Here is a 16919-nt window from a genome sequence, read left to right on the forward strand (position 1 = left end):
CCCCTCAGAGCCGGATCGCCGAGAGGAGCCGGCCGTAATCCGCGGCGCCGTCATGCACGCTTCGGCGGTAGGAAAAGAAGCGAGCCGGGTCGCTGTAGGTGCAGTGGCGGGTCCATTCCGCCGCGCCGATCCCCGCTTCGCGCAGCCGGTGCAGGCCGAAGCCGGGCAGGTCGAACAGCAGCCGGTCGCCGTCGCCCTGGGCGAAGAAGCGGGCATAGCCCGGATCCTCGGCCATGAAATCCTCGAGGAATTCCGGCCCCACCTCGTAGGCGCGCTGGCTGATCGTGGGGCCGATCACCGCGACGGTATCGGCGCGATCGGCACCTAGCGCCTCCATCGCGTCGAGCGTGGCCTCCAGCACCCCGTCGAGCGCGCCGCGCCAGCCTGCATGGGCGGCGCCGATCACGCCCGCCGAGCGGTCCGCGAAAAGCACCGGCTGGCAATCCGCCGTCAGCACACCGAGCGCAAGGCCCTCGGTCGCCGTCACCAGCGCGTCGGCCTGCGGGCGCGGGACGGGCAGGGCGGCCTCCACCGCCACCACGTCCGCCGAATGGACCTGGTGAAGGGTGACGAGCTCTTCCGGCATGACGTCGAGCGCCGCGGCCGCGCGCTTGCGGTTGAGCGTGACCGCCTCGTTTAGGTCCGAGGATCCCGGCCCGCAGTTCAGGCCGTGGAAGATCCCCGAAGACGCACCGCCCCGGCGGGTGAAGAACCCGTGGGGCAGGGGCGCGAGACTGTCCGATGTCAGTATCTCAAGCGTCATGGGTCAAATCCTGGAGGCGGCATCGCCTGATTGGGGTAAATTCCAATCGCCTTGAACAGGCTCCCCATTTCCTCGGGGTGGGTCAACCGGCGATGTGCGGCGACATGCGACTCGCGCGCCGCGCCGGAGAGGTTGCGCGCCAGCGCCTGGGCGCGGGGGGTGATGCCGAGCTGTTCCAGCAGAACGCCCTGGGGCGTCAGGGGCGTGACCGCCGCGCCGGCGGCCTCTGCCGCCCGGGCCAGGGGGGCGAAGTCGACATGGGCCGTCAGGTCGGCGGTGCCGGGTCCGTCCAGGGGATCGACGGGGCGGTGCCCGCGCACCGCCTGCAGGGTGTCGCCGCGGCTTTCCCAGTCGCCGTAGTCCAGGATCAGCGCCGCGCCGGCCCCGGCCCCGGCGATGCGCGCCGCGATCTCCGTGACGACGGGGGCGGCGCCGGGACGCAACTCGACCAGTTCGCCGTCGCGCGTGTCGTCGCGCCTTGCGGTCAGCTCCGGCACGTCCTGCGGATCCGCCGCGCCGAAGGCCAGCGCGGCGTCGCGCAGGCCCACCCGCCGCTCGCGCCAGCCCGCGGGGTCGCGGATGAACTGGCGCACCGGCAGCGCGTCGAAGAACTCGTTGGCGATCACGAAGAGCGGCCCTTCGGGCAGATCGGCGGCCGCGTCGCACCAAGTGACGGCATAGCCCGCCAGCGCCTCGGCCTGGCGGGCCTGCAGCGCCGGGCTCGCCTCCACCAGCGCGAGCCGCATCGCCGCGTGGAACCCGGGCACCGGCCGTGTCGCGCGCAGCGCGTCGGCCATCAGCGTGCCCCGTCCGGGGCCAAGCTCGGCCAGGGTGAAGGGGGCCGGGCTGCCCTGGTCCAGCCAGGCCTGCGCGAGGCAGAGCCCCAGCATCTCGCCGAACATCTGGCTGATTTCCGGCGCGGTGGTGAAGTCGCCCTGCGCGCCCAGCGGGTCGGCCTGCATGTAGTAGCCGTGCCGCGGGTGCAGCAGGCAGAGCGCCATGTAATCGGCGACGCTGACCGGCCCGGTCTGCGCGATCTGGCGGCGGAGCGTTTCCTCGAGCGGGGTCATCTCAGCCATCCTCCGCCGCGTGCCGTCGGCGCGCCACGAGGATGATCGCCAGGCCGGCCACGAGCATCGGCAGCGACAGGACCTGGCCCATGGTCAGCCCCCAGGCATCCGGCCCCGCACCGAAACGGATCACGTGGCCCCAGGGGTTGTCGGGCGTGGTGAACTGCGCGTCGGCCTGGCGGAAGCCTTCGACGAACGTGCGCGCGGCGCCGTAGCCGGCGAGGAAAACCCCGATCATCTGGCCCGGCACCCGTAGCGCCCCGCGCCGCCACACCATCCAGACCATCACCGCCCCCAGCACCAGCCCCTCGAGCCCGGCTTCGTAGAGTTGCGAGGGATGCCGCGCGCAGGGCGCGGTGAATCCGGGGCAGAACTGTGCCCGTTCGCCGGGAAAGATCACGCCCCAGGGCATGTCGGTGGGTCGGCCCCACAGCTCGCCGTTGACGAAATTGGCCAACCGGCCCAGAAGCAGCCCCGGCGGTGTCGCCACGGCGATGGCGTCGCCGACGCGCATCGCGGGCAGGCCGTTGCGCCAGCAATAGCCGAGCACCGCCAGCACCACGCCGAGCGCGCCGCCGTGGAACGCCATGCCGCCCTGCCAGATCATCGGGATCTCGAGCGGGTTCGCGAGGTAATAGCCCGGCTGGTAGAAGACCACGAAGCCGAGCCGGCCGCCCAGCACCACGCCGAGGATCACCCAGGTCAGCAGCTCCTCGGGCTGCGTCGGGCGCATCGGCGCACCCCGCGTCCCCCAGAGCGCCGGGCGCTTCATGAGCCGCACCATGATCCGCCATCCGGCCAGCAGCCCCACGATATAGGCCAGCGCATACCAGCGCAGGGCAAAGGCGAAAGGCCCGATGTCGATCGAGAATATCTCCGGCCCGATATTCGGGAAGGGAATCGCCGCCTGCATCTCGTGCCCCTGTCGCGCGCCTCTGTCCCGTTCCTTCCCGGACGCGCCGCCGCTGTCAACCGCGGCCTTGTCCGCGCCGGGGCAACGCGCCATATAAGGGCCATGTCAATCGGCGGAGGCCCCATGCAGACCCGCAACAAGATGCTCGACGATCTTTCGCAGCTCATGACGAACGCGATGGGCGTGGCCCAGGGCGCCCGCCAGGAGGCCGAGACGGCGATGCGCTCGATTCTCGACCGCTGGCTGGCCGATCGCGATTTCGTCACCCGCGACGAATTCGACGCGGTGCGCGCGATGGCCCAGAAGGCGCGCGAGGAAAACGAGGCGCTGAAGGCGCGGATCGAGGCGCTCGAAGCCGCCGCGGCAAAGCCCAAGCGCAGCGCCACGCGGGGCACGGCCAAAAAGAGCGGCTGAGCCGACAGCGGCTTTCGCCCCCTATCCCACGGAACTCTCGGATCTTTACCGGCGCCCCGGCCGCGTGGCGCCGCCGGTCCTGCTGGGCTGTCACCAAAATTATTCTTTACAGCCCCGGGAAATGGGCACACCATATCTTGTAAGGATTGACGCCGAACCGCCGATCCTTAGTCCATGACCCAGCTTCTAGTGGGTTCCGACCCGCGCGGGGCAATAGCATAGAGGCCGCCCATGTCGAACCTCGAGCAGTATCTCCAAACAGAAGATCTTCACCCGATCGACATCGTCGAAACGCTCGCCGAACATAATGACTGGGACTTCGACCGCGTCGGCGAAGACCAGATCGCCATGGCGGTCGAAGGGTCGTGGCGCACGTATTCGGTCACCCTGGCCTGGTCCCATGTGGACGAGACCCTGCGGCTGATCTGCACCTTCGAGATGGAGCCGCCCGAAGACACGCTTCCGGCGCTTTACGAGACGCTGAACAGCACCAACGACATGTGCTGGGCCGGCGCCTTCACCTACTGGTACGAGCAGCGGATGATGGTCTACCGCTACGGTCTGGTCCTGTCGGGCGGCGCCGCCGCCGGACCGGAACAGATCGACCGGATGCTGACCACGGCGGTGCTCAACTGCGAGCGTTTCTACCCGGCCTTCCAGCTGGTCTGCTGGGCCGACCGCAAGCCCGAGGAGGCGATGCAGGTCGCGATTGCAGAGGCCTATGGCCGCGCCTAAGCTCGCGGGCAGGTAGACACACCCGCCCACGCGCAAGAGGACTGCATGGATTTGACTGAACTGGGCAGCCGGGGGATCGTTCTCCTCGGCTGCGGCAAGATGGGATCGGCCCTGCTCGAAGGCTGGCTGGCCCGTGGACTTCCCGCCGAAGCGGTCACCGTCCTGGACCCCAAACCGTCCCCGCGACTCGCGGAGCTGGCCCGGCAGGGGCTGCGGCTCAACGCCGGTCTGCCGGCGGCCCCCGCGGTCTGCATGCTGGCGGTCAAGCCGCAGATGATGGGCGATGCCGTGCCGCAGGTGCAGGCGCTGGGCGGCGGCGACACGGTCTTCGTGTCCATCGCCGCAGGCACGCCGATCCGCGCCTTCGAGGCCATGCTGGGGGCCGGAACGCCGATCGTGCGCGCCATGCCCAATACGCCGGCCGCGGTCGGGCACGGCATCACCGCGCTGGTCGGCAACGATCCGGCCGGTGCGGGCGCGCTGGAGATGGCGGAGGCCCTGATGTCGGCCGTCGGCGAGACCGTGCGGCTCGAGAGCGAGGACCAGATGGACGCGGTGACCGGCGTCTCCGGGTCCGGTCCGGCCTATGTCTTCCACCTGATCGAGACGCTCGCCGCGGCGGGCGAGGCGCAGGGGCTGGCCCCGGATCTCGCGATGAAGCTTGCCCGCGCGACGGTCGCCGGGGCGGGCGATCTGGCGGAGAACGCCGCCGAGGGCCCGGCCCAGCTGCGCGAGAACGTCACCAGCCCGGGCGGCACCACCGCCGCCGCGCTCGCGGTGCTCATGGACGAGGATACGGGGTTCCCGCCGCTTCTGCGCCGCGCCGTGAAGGCAGCGGCAGACCGCGGCCGGGAACTGGCGGGCTAGGCATGGCAGACGAGATTTCCTTCGACGACTTCCGCGCGGTCGATATCCGCGTCGGCACCGTGACCCGCGCCGAGCCCTTCCCAGAGGCGCGCAAGCCCGCGATCAAGCTCTGGGTCGATTTCGGCGCCGGGCTCGGTGAACGGAAGACCTCTGCCCAGATTACGGCGCATTACACGCCCGAGACGCTGGTCGGGCGGCAGGTGCTGGCGGTGGTCAATTTCCCGCCCCGCCAGATCGGCAAGTTCATGTCCGAGGTTCTCGTGCTCGGCCTGCCCGACGCCGCGGGCGAGGTCGTGCTGATCGGTCCCGACCGGGACGTGCCCGACGGGGGACGGATGCATTGACCCTGACCCTGCTGATCACGCGCACCCTGCCCGACGCCGTGCTCAAAGCCGCCCGGGACCGCTTCGAGGTGACCCTGCGTGCCGACCAGAGCCCGATGACAGAGGCCGAGGCGGCGGCCGCGCTGGGCACCCATGACGCGATCCTGCCGACGCTGGGCGATGCCTTCACCGCCGGGGCCTTCGCCGCGGCGGGGGCGCCGCGCTGCCGGGTGCTGGCCAATTTCGGGGTCGGCTACAACCATATCGACGTGGACGCCGCGCGCGCCGCCGGCGTGACCGTGACCAACACCCCCGGCGCGGTGACCGACGCAACGGCCGACATCGCGCTGACGCTGATATTGATGACCGCGCGCCGTGCCGGCGCGGGCGAGCGGATGGTGCGTGCCGGCGCCTGGGACGGCTGGCACCCGACCCAGATGCTGGGATTGCACGTGACCGGCAAGACGCTGGGGGTCGTCGGCATGGGCCGTATCGGCAAGGCGATCGCCCGGCGCTGCCACCACGGCTTCGGCATGGAGGTGGTGTTTCACAACCGCTCGCGCGTCGCCGATCCGGGCGTGCCCGCGCGCCAGCTCGACACGCTCGCGGATGTCATGGCCGCGGCCGACGTGGTGGCGGTGGCCGTGCCCGGGGGGGCGGGAACCCGCCACCTGATCGGGCCCGCGACACTGGCGGCGATGCGCCCCGACGCGATCCTCGTGAACATCGCCCGGGGCGACGTGATCGACGAGGCGGCGCTGATCGACGCGCTGGAGGCCGGCCGGATCGCCGGCGCCGGGCTCGACGTCTACGAGTTCGAGCCGCAGGTGCCCGAACGGCTCCGCGCGCTGGAGAACGCGGTGCTGCTGCCGCATCTGGGAACCGCCGCGCTCGAGGTGCGCGAGGCGATGGGGCTGATGGCGGTCGAGAACCTGGTCGCGGTCGCCGAGGAACGGGAGCCGCCCAACGCCGTCTGACGGGGCGCGCGGCGCCCGCCTAGCGGTCGCCCACGGCGTCGCGCCAGTGCCGCCGGCAGAGCGAGACGTAGCGCTCGTTCCCGCCGATCTGCACCTGCGCGCCCTCGGTCAGCACCCGTCCGGCATCGTCCATGCGCACCACCATCGTGGCCTTCTTGCCGCAATGGCAGATGGTGCGCACCTCGCGCATCTCGTCGGCCAGCGCCAGCAGCGCCGCGGAGCCGGGGAAAAGCCGGCCGCGGAAATCCACGCGCAGCCCGTAGCACATCACCGGGACGCCGAGATCGTCCACCACCCGCACGAGCTGCCAGACCTGGGGCTCGGTCAGGAACTGCGCCTCATCCACGAAGATGCAGGCCACGGCGCCCCGGGCGAGCCGCGCCTCGACCCGGGCGAACAGGTCGTCGTCCGGCCCGTAGGTATCCGCCGCGGCGCCGATCCCGATCCGCGAGGCGATGCGCCCCGTGCCGGCCCGGTCGTCGAGCCGTGCGGTCAGCAGGTAGGTCGCCATGCCCCGCTCTCGGTAGTTGTGCGAGGCCTGCAGCAGGACCGTCGACTTGCCCGCGTTCATGGTCGAGTAGTGGAAGTAGAGCTTCGCCATGCGGGCGATCTACCCCGCCCGCGCGCCCCTCGCAAGCGCGCTCAGCCCGCCTGCGGCGGCGCGGGGCGGGGCAGGTCGGCCAGACCGTCGCAGGGCCGCCCGATCGCGCGGGCCAGCGCCAGCGGTACCGCCCAGCGATTGAGCGTGTAGACATGCAGCGCGGGCGCGCCGTAGGCGACCAGCCTGCGGAGATGTTCGAGCGTCGCGGCGGTGCCCAGCAGCGGCGCCAGTTCGGGTGCTGCGTCCATATGCGCGAAGAACCGGTCCAGCCATGGCGGCACCGTTGCGCCGGTGCGCACCGCGAATTTCCGTACCCGCGACCAGTCGTCGAGCGGCATGACCCCGGGGACGATCGGGGCGGTGATGCCGCGCGCCGCACAGAGATCCAGGAACCGTCCGTAGACTTCGGGATTCAGCACGAACTGGCAGATCGCCGCGGAGGCCCCGGCGTCGAGTTTTTCCTTCAGGTGATCGACGTCTTCCTCGAGCGTGCCGGCCTCGGGATGTTTCTCGGGATAGGCGGCGACGGTGATGTGGAAATCGTGCCGTGCGCGGAGCGCCGCCACCAGCCCCGTGGCATGGGGATAGCTGACCGGCCGCGCGGCCGCGGCGGGATCCTGCGGGGCATCCCCCCGCAGGGCGAGGATGCCGTGGATGCCCTCGGCCCAGAAGGCGTCTGCCGTCTCGTCGATTTCCGCGCGGCTGAGCCCCAGGGCGGTCAGATGCGCGATGACCGGCGTGCCGGTCGCGCGCATCACCTCCACCGACGTCTCGTGGGTGCCGGTGCGGATGGTGCCGCCGGCGCCCATCGTGACCGAGAAATGATCCGGCGCCGCGGCCGCGAGATGCATCACCGTATCGCGCAGGGCCGCGCGCGCGGCGGGGGTGCGCGGCGGGAAGATCTCGAAGCCGAGCGGCAGGTTCGGCGTGTCCTCGAACAGATCCTTCAGCAGCGCGTGTGTCGGCTGGTCGGTCATGCGGCCTCCGGCGGTTCCCCTGACAGGGGTGGCCCGCGGGGGCCGGGGCCGTCAAGGCCGCAGGGCCGCGGCCCTGCGCCTCACCCGGCCTGCAGCGATTCCACCGACAGCGGGCCTTCGCCGCGGGTGCGCATGGCCTGCGCGGCGGCATGGCTCGCGGCGGCGGTGGTGAAATACGGGATCTTGCCGTAGAGCGCGACCGCGCGGATATCGCGGCTGTCCTCGACGGCCTGCTGGCCTTCGGTGGTGTTCATCACCAGCGCGATCTCGCCGTTCTTCAGCATGTCGACGATGTTCGGCCGGCCCTCGTAGACCTTGTTCACCGTTGTGCAGGCGACATCCGCCCCGGCGAGGAAACCGGCGGTCCCACGGGTCGCCACGATCTCGAAGCCGAGATCGATCAGCGTGCGGGCGGTCTCGGCCATCTGCGCGGTCTTGTCGGTGTCGCGCACCGAGACGAAGACCTTGCCGGAGTCCGGCAGGTCGAGCCCGGCGCCCATCTGCGCCTTGAGGAACGCGCGGGCGAAGGTCGCGTCGCGGCCCATCACCTCGCCGGTGGAGCGCATCTCGGGGCCGAGGATCGTGTCGACGCCCGGGAAACGGGCGAAGGGCAGGACCGCCTCCTTGACCGAGTAGAACTCGGTCTCGGCCGGCGCCAGCGCCAGCGGGCCGCCGACCTCGACTCCTTCATAGGGCGTGCCGGCGGCATGGTGGAAGGCCGAGAGTGGCTCGCCGGCCATCAGCCGCGCGGCGATCGACGCGATCGGCGAGGTCACGGCCTTGGCCACGAAGGGCACGGTGCGCGAGGCCCGCGGGTTCACCTCGAGGACGTAGATATCGCCGTCCTTGACCGCGAACTGCACGTTCATCAGCCCCACCACGTTCAGCGCGCGGGCCAGCACCTCGGTCTGGCGCTTCAGCTCGGCGATGGTCGCGGGGTCGAGCGAATAGGGCGGCAGCGAACAGGCGCTGTCGCCGGAATGGACGCCCGCCTCCTCGATATGCTGCATCACGCCCGCGACATGCACCTCGGTGCCGTCCGAAAGCGCGTCGACGTCGATCTCGACCGCGCCCGACAGGTAGCTGTCGAGCAGCACGGGGCTGTCGCCCGAGACGACCACCGCCTCCTCGATATAGCGGGTCAGGTGTTCGTCGTCGCGCACGATCTCCATGGCGCGGCCGCCCAGCACGTAGGAGGGCCGGATCACCAGCGGATACCCCACCTCGGCGGCGATGCGGAAAGCCTCGGCGTCGGAATGGGCAAGACCGTTCCTGGGCTGCTTCAGCCCGTTCTCGTTCAGGAGCCGCTGGAAGCGCTCGCGATCCTCGGCCAGGTCGATGGCGTCGGGCGTGGTGCCGAGGATCGGGATGCCCTCGGCCTCGAGCGCGCGGGCAAGCTTCAGGGGCGTCTGGCCGCCGAACTGCACGATCACCCCGTGCAGCGTGCCCTTCTCCTGTTCGACGCGCAGGATCTCGAGCACGTGTTCCAGCGTCAGCGGCTCGAAATAGAGCCGGTCCGAGGTGTCGTAGTCGGTCGACACGGTCTCGGGGTTGCAGTTGATCATGATGGTCTCGTAGCCCGCGCCGGTCAGCGCGAAACAGGCATGGCAGCAGCAGTAGTCGAACTCGATGCCCTGGCCGATCCGGTTCGGCCCGCCGCCGAGGATCACCACCTTCTTGCGATCCGAGGGGCGCGCCTCGCACTCGACCTCGCCCATCACCGGGGCTTCGTAGGTCGAATACATGTAGGGGGTCTGCGCTTCGAACTCGGCGGCGCAGGTATCGATGCGCTTGAAGACCGCCGTGACGCCGAGCCTGTGGCGTGCCCGGCGCACCTGGCCCTCGTCGCGGCCGGTGAGCGCGGCGAGGCGGGCGTCTGTGAAGCCCATCATCTTGAGACCGCGCAGCCCTTCCTCGGTCACCGGCAGCCCGTCGCGGCGGATGCGTTCCTCGGCCTCGACAATCTCGCGGATACGGGCGACGAACCAGGGGTCGAAGGCGGTGGCCGCCTGGATTTCATCGTCGCCGAGCCCCTCGCGCATGGCCTGCGCCACGAGCCGCATCCGGTCCGGCGTGCGCGCCGATATGGCCTTGATCACGGCGGCCTTGTCCGGCGCGCCCTCGATGGCGATCTCGTCGAAACCGGACAGCCCGGTTTCCATGGAGGCGAGCGCCTTTTGCAGGCTCTCGTGAATGGTGCGCCCGATCGACATCGCCTCGCCCACCGATTTCATCGCGGTGGTGAGTTCCGGCTTGGATCCGGGGAACTTCTCGAAGGCGAAACGCGGGATCTTGGTCACGACATAGTCGATGGTCGGCTCGAAGCTGGCCGGCGTGACCTTGGTGATGTCGTTGTCGAGCTCGTCCAGCGTGTAGCCGACGGCGAGCTTGGCGGCGATCTTGGCGATGGGAAAGCCCGTGGCCTTGGACGCCAGCGCCGAGGAGCGGCTGACGCGCGGGTTCATCTCGATCACGACCATCCGGCCATCGGCGGGGTTCACCGCCCACTGCACGTTCGACCCGCCGGTTTCCACCCCGATCTCGCGCAAGACGGCGATCGAGCCGTTGCGCATGATCTGGTATTCCTTGTCCGTCAGCGTCAGCGCGGGCGCCACGGTGATCGAGTCGCCCGTGTGTACGCCCATCGGGTCGACGTTCTCGATGGAGCAGACGATGATCGCGTTGTCCGCCTTGTCGCGGACGACCTCCATCTCGAATTCCTTCCAGCCCAGCAGGCTCTCGTCGATCAGGATCTGGCTGACGGGCGAGGCGTCGAGCCCCGAGCGGCAGTAATGTTCGAAGTCGTCGCGGTTATAGGCAACCCCGCCGCCGGTGCCGCCCAGCGTGTAGGCGGGGCGAATGATCGCGGGAAGGCCGACATGTTCCAGCGCGGCCATCGCCTCGTCCATGGTCTCCGCGATGGTGGCGCGGGGGTTCTCCAGCCCGATCCGGTCCATCGCCTCGCGGAACAGCCTGCGGTCCTCGGCCATCTCGATCGCGGCGCGGTTGGCCCCGATCAGTTCGACGCCGTATTTCTCCAGCACGCCCATGTCGGCCACCGCCAGCGCGGTATTGAGCCCGGTCTGCCCGCCCATCGTCGGCAGAATCGCGTCGGGGCGTTCCTTTTCCACGATCCGCGCGACGACCTCGGGGGTGATCGGCTCGATATAGGTGGCGTCGGCCATGTCCGGGTCGGTCATGATCGTGGCCGGGTTGGAGTTGACCAGGATAACCCTGTAGCCTTCCTCGCGCAGGGCCTTGCAGGCCTGGGCGCCGGAATAGTCGAACTCGCAGGCCTGCCCGATGATGATGGGCCCCGCGCCGATGATCATGATGGAGTTGATATCGGTTCTCTTCGGCATGGGTATCCCCCGGCAACGGCCCCCGGACGGGGGCGGATTCGACTGTCGCGCAAAGTGTCGTGGGTTATATCTACCTCATTCGCCTGTTCAAGGCGCAAATTCGCCGGAGGGCGTCGCGCTTGGCGGTTGCACGCGCGCCGCTTTGGGCCTATCCGGCGCGCCAGCCCGGCCGCTGCCGGCCGACCGCACGGGGATGACGTGGTAGACCATCTGATCCAGTTCGACGAGGGTCCGCTGGCCGGCGGCACGGTCTTCGCCGGCCCGGCGGAGGTGATCCGCGCCGATACGCCGGCCGAGGTGCCGGCGGCGCTGGAGGCGCTCGGGCGGGCGCGGGCCGCGGGGCGCTGGCTCGCCGGCTATGCGAGCTACGAGCTGGGCTACGTGTTCTCGTCCAAGCTGCAGGCGCTGATGCCGCGCTCGCGCGACGTGCCGCTCCTGCTTTTCGGGGCGTTCGCGGAGCCGCGGCCGGTGGCGGCGCCGGCCCCGGCCGCGCCCGCCGGCCTGACGGCGCCCGCGCCGCTCTGGCAGGCCGCGGATTACGGCGCGGCCTTCGCCCGGGTAAAGGACTATATCGCCGCCGGCGACATCTACCAGGCGAACCTGACCTTTCCGATGTCGGCGCGGGCCACGGGGGCGGCGCGCGATCTCTATGCGCGCCTGGTGCAGCGCCAGCCCGTGCGCCACGGGGCGCTGGTCGATCTCGGCGGTCCGGTGATCCTGTCCCGCTCGCCCGAGCTGTTCTTCCGCACCGATGCCGAGGGCATGATCGAGACCCGCCCGATGAAGGGCACGGTGCCCCGCGGCGCGACCCCCGAGGAAGATCGCGCGGGGCGCGACTGGCTGGCCGCGTCGGAAAAGAACCAGGCCGAGAACCTGATGATCGTGGACCTGCTGCGCAACGATATCAGCCGCGTGGCCGAGATCGGCTCGGTTCGGGTGCCGGAACTGTTCCGGATCGAGAGCTACGCGACGGTGCACCAGATGACCTCGCTGGTGCGGGCGCGGCTGCGGGCGGGCGTCGACCTGCCCGAGATCCTGCGCGCGCTCTTTCCCTGCGGATCGGTCACCGGGGCGCCGAAGATCCGCGCGATGCAGATCATCCGCGCGCTGGAGCCGGATCCGCGCGGCGTCTATTGCGGGGCGATCGGCTGGGCGGCGCCGGACGGGCGGATGAGCTTCAACGTGGCGATCCGAACGCTGACGCTGTTTGACAGCGGCGCGGTGCGGCTCAATGTGGGGGGCGGGGTGGTGCATGACAGCACCGCCGAGGCCGAATACGAGGAAGCCCTTTGGAAAGCGCGTTTCGCGGCCCTTGCCCCGACGGGCTGAAGATCATCGAGACCTTCCGCGCCGAGGCGGGGGGCTTTGTCCGGCTGGAGCGTCACCTCGCGCGCATGGCCGCGACGGCGGCCCGGCTCGGCATCGCGTTCGACCGGGCCGGCGCCGAGGCCGCGCTGGCGGAGGTGCCGGGGACGGGCGCCTGGCGGGTGCGGCTGACACTGGATCGCGCCGGACGGTTCGGGATGACCCGCGCACCGCTCGGCCCCGCACCGGACCGCTGGGGGCTGGCGGTCTCCGGCGTGCGGCTCGATCCGGGGGATCCCTGGCTGTCGGTCAAGACGACCAATCGGGGTCTCTACGACGCGGCGCGGGCGGCGCTGCCCGCGGGGATCGACGAGATGCTGTTCCTCAACACGCGCGGGGCGGTCTGCGAGGGGACGATCACCAATCTCTTTCTCGAGACGGAGGGCGGTCTGCTGACGCCGCCGCTGACGGACGGGCTTCTGCCCGGCGTGCTCCGGGCCGAGCTGATCGAGACCGGCGCGGCGCGCGAAACCTCCATGACACCTCTTGATCTGGAACGGGCCGGCGCGATCTATGTCGGGAATTCGCTGCGTGGCCTCATCAAGGCGGAGATGGCGTGACGAAACGGTTCCTCCAGGCAGAGTTCCTGGCCTTCTACATCCTGCTGCCGCTGCTGATCGCCGTGGCGCTTCCGCCGCGGCTGATGTTTCCGCTGCTCTTCGCGATGACGCTCGTGGGGGCGGTGCTGCTGCACCTGACGCCGGGCTTCCGCTGGCCGGACCTCGTCTATGGCTGGCAGCGGATCGACTGGCGGTTCGTGCTTGGCTTCACGGCGGTAACGGCGGGGGTGGCGGTGGTGCTGATCCTGCTGACCCGGCCCGGGGCGTTCCTGATTCTGCCCCGCCACAACCCCGAACTGATGCTCACCATCGCCGCGCTCTATCCCTTTCTCTCGGCCCTGCCGCAGGAGCTGATCTTCCGTCCGCTCTTCTTCCGGCGCTATGGCGGGCTTTTCCCGCCGCACTGGGGGGCGATCCTGGTCAATGCCTGCGTCTTCGCCTTCGCGCATCTGATGTACTGGAACCTGCCCGCCGTCATGCTGACCTTCGCCGGCGGCGTGGCCTTTGCCTGGGCCTACGAGAAGCAGCGCAATTTCCCCGCGGCCGTGGTGCTGCACAGCCTGGCCGGGATCATCGTCTTCGCCAGCGGGCTCGGGATCTTCTTTTACACGGGCATGGTCGAGCGCCCGTTCTGACGGCTACTCGGCCGGCTCGCGCGACTCCGCCCGCGCCGGTGCCGGCGATTCCGCCGGCGCGGTCTCCGCCGGGCGGGCCGGGCGGTAGAGATAGTCACGCGTCAGCGGCACCGCATCGCGCCGGCGGGCCAGCTGGAACTGGAAGACGCAATGGACCCCTTCGCGGAAGCTCAGTTCACTGGCCACCAGATAGAACCGCCACATGCGGCAGAAGCGCTCGTCATAGATCTCGCGCACGCGGTCGCAATTGGCCATGAAGCGATCATGCCAGTGCCGCACCGTTTCGGCGTAATGGAGGCGCAGCACCTCGACATCCGCGATGATCAGGTCCTCTTTTTCCACCGCGGCCATCACCTCGGACATCGCGGGAATGTAGCCGCCCGGGAAGATATACTTGGCGATCCACGGACTGGTGGATGCCGGTGGCGTGAAGCGCCCGATCGTGTGTATCAGCGCGACCCCGTCCTCGCTGAGCTTCTCGCGCACGTGGCGGAAATACTCGCGGTAATGCGGCACGCCGACATGCTCGAACATGCCGACCGACACGATCCGGTCGAAGCGTTCGGTCACGTCGCGGTAATCCTGCAGCCGGAACTCGGCCCGGTCGGCGAGGCCCTCTGCCGCGGCGCGGGCCTGCGCGACCTGGTGCTGTTCGCGCGAAAGCGTCACGCCGGTGACGTCGGCGCCGAAGTCGCGGGCGAGCGTCAGCCCCATCCCGCCCCAGCCGCAGCCGATATCGAGAACCCTGTGGCCCGGCTCGATCAGGAGCTTGCGCGCGATATGCGCCTTTTTCGCGGCCTGCGCGTCCTCGAGCGTGGTCTCGGGGGTCGGGAAATAGGCGCAGGAGTATTGCCGGTCGGCGTCGAGAAAGAGCTCGTAGAGATCTCCGGACAGGTCGTAGTGATGGGCGACGTTCTGCCGGGCCCGTGTCATGGGGTTGTATTGCTGGAAGAGGCGCAGCGCATCGCGGAGCCTGGCCGCGACATGGCGGAACCAGGGCCCCTGGACGGCCGTGGTATTGCGGGTCGCGACCGACAGGAACCCGTAGAGGTCGTCGTCCTCGATGGTCAGGCGGCCGTCCATATAGGCCTCGCCCACGGCCAGCTCGGGCCTGAGCGCGAGCCGGCGGAGCGTCTCGTCGTCATGGATCCGGATGCGGACGGGCGTCGCGTCCGGCTCGCCGTAGCGGTGCGTGTGTCCGTCCGGCGTTTCCACGACAAGCGCTCCATGGCGGATCAGGCTGGACAGAAGGGTGTCGAGCAGACGTGCCCACATCTCAAGGTCCTCCGCCCCCGGACGACGCCCGGAGGTTCGCCGCGTGACGGGGCGCGGTCTCCCGGTCCGCGCGCCCTTTCATGAAGGGGATAACCCCACTCGCCTGCGGCATTTTGTCGGGAAGACCCCCATCTGTCCAGTGTTCCGGGCCCGGGCGGCGGAGCGCCATCGCCTCCCTTGACAATGGCGGGGCAGTCGAGTGTATCGGGCGCGACCGCAGCCGCGCGCCTGACACCAGCACAGGATATCAGCCCATGCACGCCTATCGCAGCCATACCTGCGCCGATCTCGACACGTCCCATGTGGGGCAGACCGTCCGCCTGTCGGGCTGGGTCCACCGGGTGCGCGACCACGGGGGCATCCTGTTCATCGACCTGCGCGACCATCACGGCGTGACCCAGGTCCTGGCCGACCCCGACAGCGCGGCCTTCGCCGAGGTCGAGAAGGTGCGCGCCGAGTGGGTGATCCGCATCGACGGCGAGGTGAAGGCCCGCGACCCCGAGCTGGTGAACCCCAAGATCCCGACCGGCGAGATCGAGGTTTTCATCCGCGAGATCGAGGTGCTGGGCGCGGCCGAGGAACTGCCGCTGCCGGTCTTCGGAGAGCTGGACTACCCCGAGGAAACGCGGCTCAAGTACCGCTACCTGGACCTGCGCCGCGACAGCCTGCACCGGAACATCGTCCTGCGCAGCCAGGTGATCTCGTCGCTGCGCCGGCGGATGACCGACCAGGGCTTCATGGAATACCAGACGCCGATCCTGACGGCCTCGAGCCCCGAGGGCGCGCGCGACTTCCTGGTGCCGTCGCGGCTGCATCGGGGCAAGTTCTACGCGCTGCCGCAGGCGCCCCAGCAGTTCAAGCAGCTGATCATGGTGGCGGGGTTCGACAAGTATTTCCAGATCGCGCCCTGCTTCCGCGACGAGGACCCGCGCGCCGACCGCAGCCCGGGCGAGTTCTACCAGCTCGACATGGAAATGAGCTTCGCCACGCAGGACGACGTCTTCGCCGTGATCGAGCCGGTGATGCGCGGCGTGTTCGAAGAGTTCGGAAACGGCCTGCCGGTCACGCCCTCTTTCCCGAAGATCCCCTATCGCGAGGCGATGCTGAAATACGGCTGCGACAAGCCCGACCTGCGCAACCCGATCGAGATGCAGGTCGTGAGCCCGCATTTCGAGCATTCGGGCTTCAAGATCTTCGCCGCCTTGCTGGAAACGCCGGGCCACGAGATCCGCGCCATCCCCGCGCCGGGTGGCGGCAGCCGCGCCTTCTGCGACCGGATGAACGCCTTCGCGCAGAAGGAAGGGTTGCCCGGCATGGGCTACATCTTCTGGCGCGAGGACGGCGGCGAGACCGTCGGCGCCGGGCCCATCGCCAAGAATATCGGCCCCGAACGGACCGAGGCGATCCGCGCGCAACTGGGCCTGAAGGCCGGCGACGCGGCCTTCTTCCTGGGCGGCCGGCCGGAAAGCTTCGAGGCCGTGGCGGCCAAGGCCCGCGACGAGATCGGCCGCGAGCTGGGGCTGACGGATTTCGACCGTTACGATTTCTGCTGGATCGTCGATTTCCCGATGTACGAACTCGACGAGGAAACCAACACGCTGGACTTCAGCCACAACCCCTTCTCGATGCCGCAGGGGGGGCTCGAGGCGCTGGAGAAGCAGGACCCGCTGGATATCCTGGGCTACCAGTACGACATCGTCTGCAACGGCGTGGAGCTGTCGTCGGGCGCGGTGCGGATGCACACGCCCGATCTGATGTACAAGGCCTTCGAGATCGTCGGCTATGACCGGGACTACGTGGACCGGAACTTCGGCGGTATGGTCTCGGCCTTCCGCTACGGTGCGCCGCCGCATGCCGGTATCGCGCCGGGCGTCGACCGCATGGTGATGCTGCTGGCCGGGGCCGAGAACATCCGCGAGGTCATCATGTTCCCGATGAACCAGCGTGCCGAGGACCTGATGATGGGCGCGCCCGCCGAGCCTACCAACGAACAGCTCCGCGAACTGGGCCTGCGGATCATTACCGAGGACTGAGCCGGCGCCCGCGCGGCGCGACCCCCGCGCGTCGGCGCGCCCGGCGGGC

The 16919-nt window shown here is 69.7% G+C and carries 16 protein-coding genes; 9 read left to right on the forward strand and 7 right to left on the reverse strand.

Annotated elements, in window-relative coordinates; all coding sequences use genetic code 11:
- Window positions 1-4: 4 nt before the first annotated feature.
- Genes pgeF through lgt form a run of 3 tightly spaced genes read right to left on the reverse strand, consistent with a single transcriptional unit; the run spans window position 5 to window position 2746 of the window.
- Complete coding sequence (gene pgeF, locus ACQ5SP_RS14465; protein ID WP_430939106.1) at window positions 5-763, reverse strand: peptidoglycan editing factor PgeF; 759 nt, start codon at window positions 761-763, stop codon at window positions 5-7.
- The gene (locus ACQ5SP_RS14470; RefSeq protein ID WP_430939107.1) at window positions 760-1833 is read right to left on the reverse strand and encodes a class I SAM-dependent methyltransferase; all 1074 of its coding nucleotides are present in this window, start codon (window positions 1831-1833) and stop codon (window positions 760-762) included. Before ACQ5SP_RS14470 ends, pgeF begins: the two co-directional genes overlap by 4 nt.
- Window position 1834: 1 nt before the next feature.
- The gene (gene lgt / locus ACQ5SP_RS14475; RefSeq protein ID WP_430939108.1) at window positions 1835-2746 is read right to left on the reverse strand and encodes a prolipoprotein diacylglyceryl transferase; all 912 of its coding nucleotides are present in this window, start codon (window positions 2744-2746) and stop codon (window positions 1835-1837) included.
- Between the two features lie 123 nt (window positions 2747-2869).
- On the opposite strand from lgt, the gene ACQ5SP_RS14480 reads away from it, so the two are divergent.
- From ACQ5SP_RS14480 to ACQ5SP_RS14500, 5 genes are all read left to right on the forward strand, one after another.
- Window positions 2870-3160: an accessory factor UbiK family protein gene (locus ACQ5SP_RS14480; RefSeq protein WP_430939109.1), complete on the forward strand. Its 291-nt coding sequence runs from the start codon at window positions 2870-2872 to the stop codon at window positions 3158-3160.
- Window positions 3161-3391: 231 nt separating this feature from the next.
- On the forward strand, window positions 3392-3895 hold the full coding sequence (locus ACQ5SP_RS14485) for a YbjN domain-containing protein (protein WP_430939110.1): 504 nt from the start codon (window positions 3392-3394) through the stop codon (window positions 3893-3895).
- A gap of 45 nt (window positions 3896-3940) precedes the next feature.
- On the forward strand, window positions 3941-4762 hold the full coding sequence (gene proC, locus ACQ5SP_RS14490) for a pyrroline-5-carboxylate reductase (RefSeq protein ID WP_430939111.1): 822 nt from the start codon (window positions 3941-3943) through the stop codon (window positions 4760-4762).
- 2 nt (window positions 4763-4764) lie between these two features.
- The gene (locus ACQ5SP_RS14495) at window positions 4765-5106 is read left to right on the forward strand and encodes a tRNA-binding protein (RefSeq protein WP_430939112.1); all 342 of its coding nucleotides are present in this window, start codon (window positions 4765-4767) and stop codon (window positions 5104-5106) included.
- A 2-nt stretch (window positions 5107-5108) separates the two neighbouring features.
- Window positions 5109-6062: a 2-hydroxyacid dehydrogenase gene (locus ACQ5SP_RS14500; protein ID WP_430939189.1), complete on the forward strand. Its 954-nt coding sequence runs from the start codon at window positions 5109-5111 to the stop codon at window positions 6060-6062.
- Between the two features lie 19 nt (window positions 6063-6081).
- On the opposite strand, the gene ACQ5SP_RS14505 is transcribed toward ACQ5SP_RS14500, so the two are convergent.
- From ACQ5SP_RS14505 to carB, 3 genes are all read right to left on the reverse strand, one after another.
- A complete protein-coding gene (locus tag ACQ5SP_RS14505; protein WP_430939113.1) occupies window positions 6082-6663 on the reverse strand; it encodes a thymidine kinase in 582 nt (193 codons plus the stop codon).
- 41 nt (window positions 6664-6704) lie between these two features.
- Window positions 6705-7640: a methylenetetrahydrofolate reductase gene (locus ACQ5SP_RS14510; RefSeq protein WP_430939114.1), complete on the reverse strand. Its 936-nt coding sequence runs from the start codon at window positions 7638-7640 to the stop codon at window positions 6705-6707.
- A gap of 80 nt (window positions 7641-7720) precedes the next feature.
- On the reverse strand, window positions 7721-11002 hold the full coding sequence (carB, locus tag ACQ5SP_RS14515) for a carbamoyl-phosphate synthase large subunit (RefSeq protein ID WP_430939115.1): 3282 nt from the start codon (window positions 11000-11002) through the stop codon (window positions 7721-7723).
- A gap of 198 nt (window positions 11003-11200) precedes the next feature.
- Here carB and ACQ5SP_RS14520 point away from each other — a divergent pair, with 198 nt between their 5' ends.
- Genes ACQ5SP_RS14520 through ACQ5SP_RS14530 form a run of 3 tightly spaced genes read left to right on the forward strand, consistent with a single transcriptional unit; the run spans window position 11201 to window position 13562 of the window.
- Window positions 11201-12331: an aminodeoxychorismate synthase component I gene (locus ACQ5SP_RS14520; protein WP_430939116.1), complete on the forward strand. Its 1131-nt coding sequence runs from the start codon at window positions 11201-11203 to the stop codon at window positions 12329-12331.
- Entirely contained in the window at window positions 12292-12927 is a 636-nt protein-coding gene (locus ACQ5SP_RS14525; RefSeq protein ID WP_430939117.1) for an aminotransferase class IV family protein, read from the forward strand. The genes ACQ5SP_RS14520 and ACQ5SP_RS14525 overlap by 40 nt, the downstream gene beginning before the upstream one ends.
- On the forward strand, window positions 12924-13562 hold the full coding sequence (locus ACQ5SP_RS14530; protein ID WP_430939118.1) for a lysostaphin resistance A-like protein: 639 nt from the start codon (window positions 12924-12926) through the stop codon (window positions 13560-13562). The genes ACQ5SP_RS14525 and ACQ5SP_RS14530 overlap by 4 nt, the downstream gene beginning before the upstream one ends.
- A 3-nt stretch (window positions 13563-13565) precedes the next feature.
- On the opposite strand, the gene ACQ5SP_RS14535 is transcribed toward ACQ5SP_RS14530, so the two are convergent.
- A complete protein-coding gene (locus ACQ5SP_RS14535; protein ID WP_430939119.1) occupies window positions 13566-14837 on the reverse strand; it encodes a class I SAM-dependent methyltransferase in 1272 nt (423 codons plus the stop codon).
- 254 nt (window positions 14838-15091) lie between these two features.
- Between ACQ5SP_RS14535 and aspS the strand changes: the two genes are divergently transcribed.
- The gene (aspS, locus tag ACQ5SP_RS14540; RefSeq protein WP_430939120.1) at window positions 15092-16870 is read left to right on the forward strand and encodes an aspartate--tRNA ligase; all 1779 of its coding nucleotides are present in this window, start codon (window positions 15092-15094) and stop codon (window positions 16868-16870) included.
- The last annotated feature ends 49 nt before the right edge of the window (window positions 16871-16919 follow it).

Source organism: Rhodovulum sp. YNF3179 (genome assembly GCF_050586465.1).
GTDB lineage: Bacteria > Pseudomonadota > Alphaproteobacteria > Rhodobacterales > Rhodobacteraceae > CAJXYS01.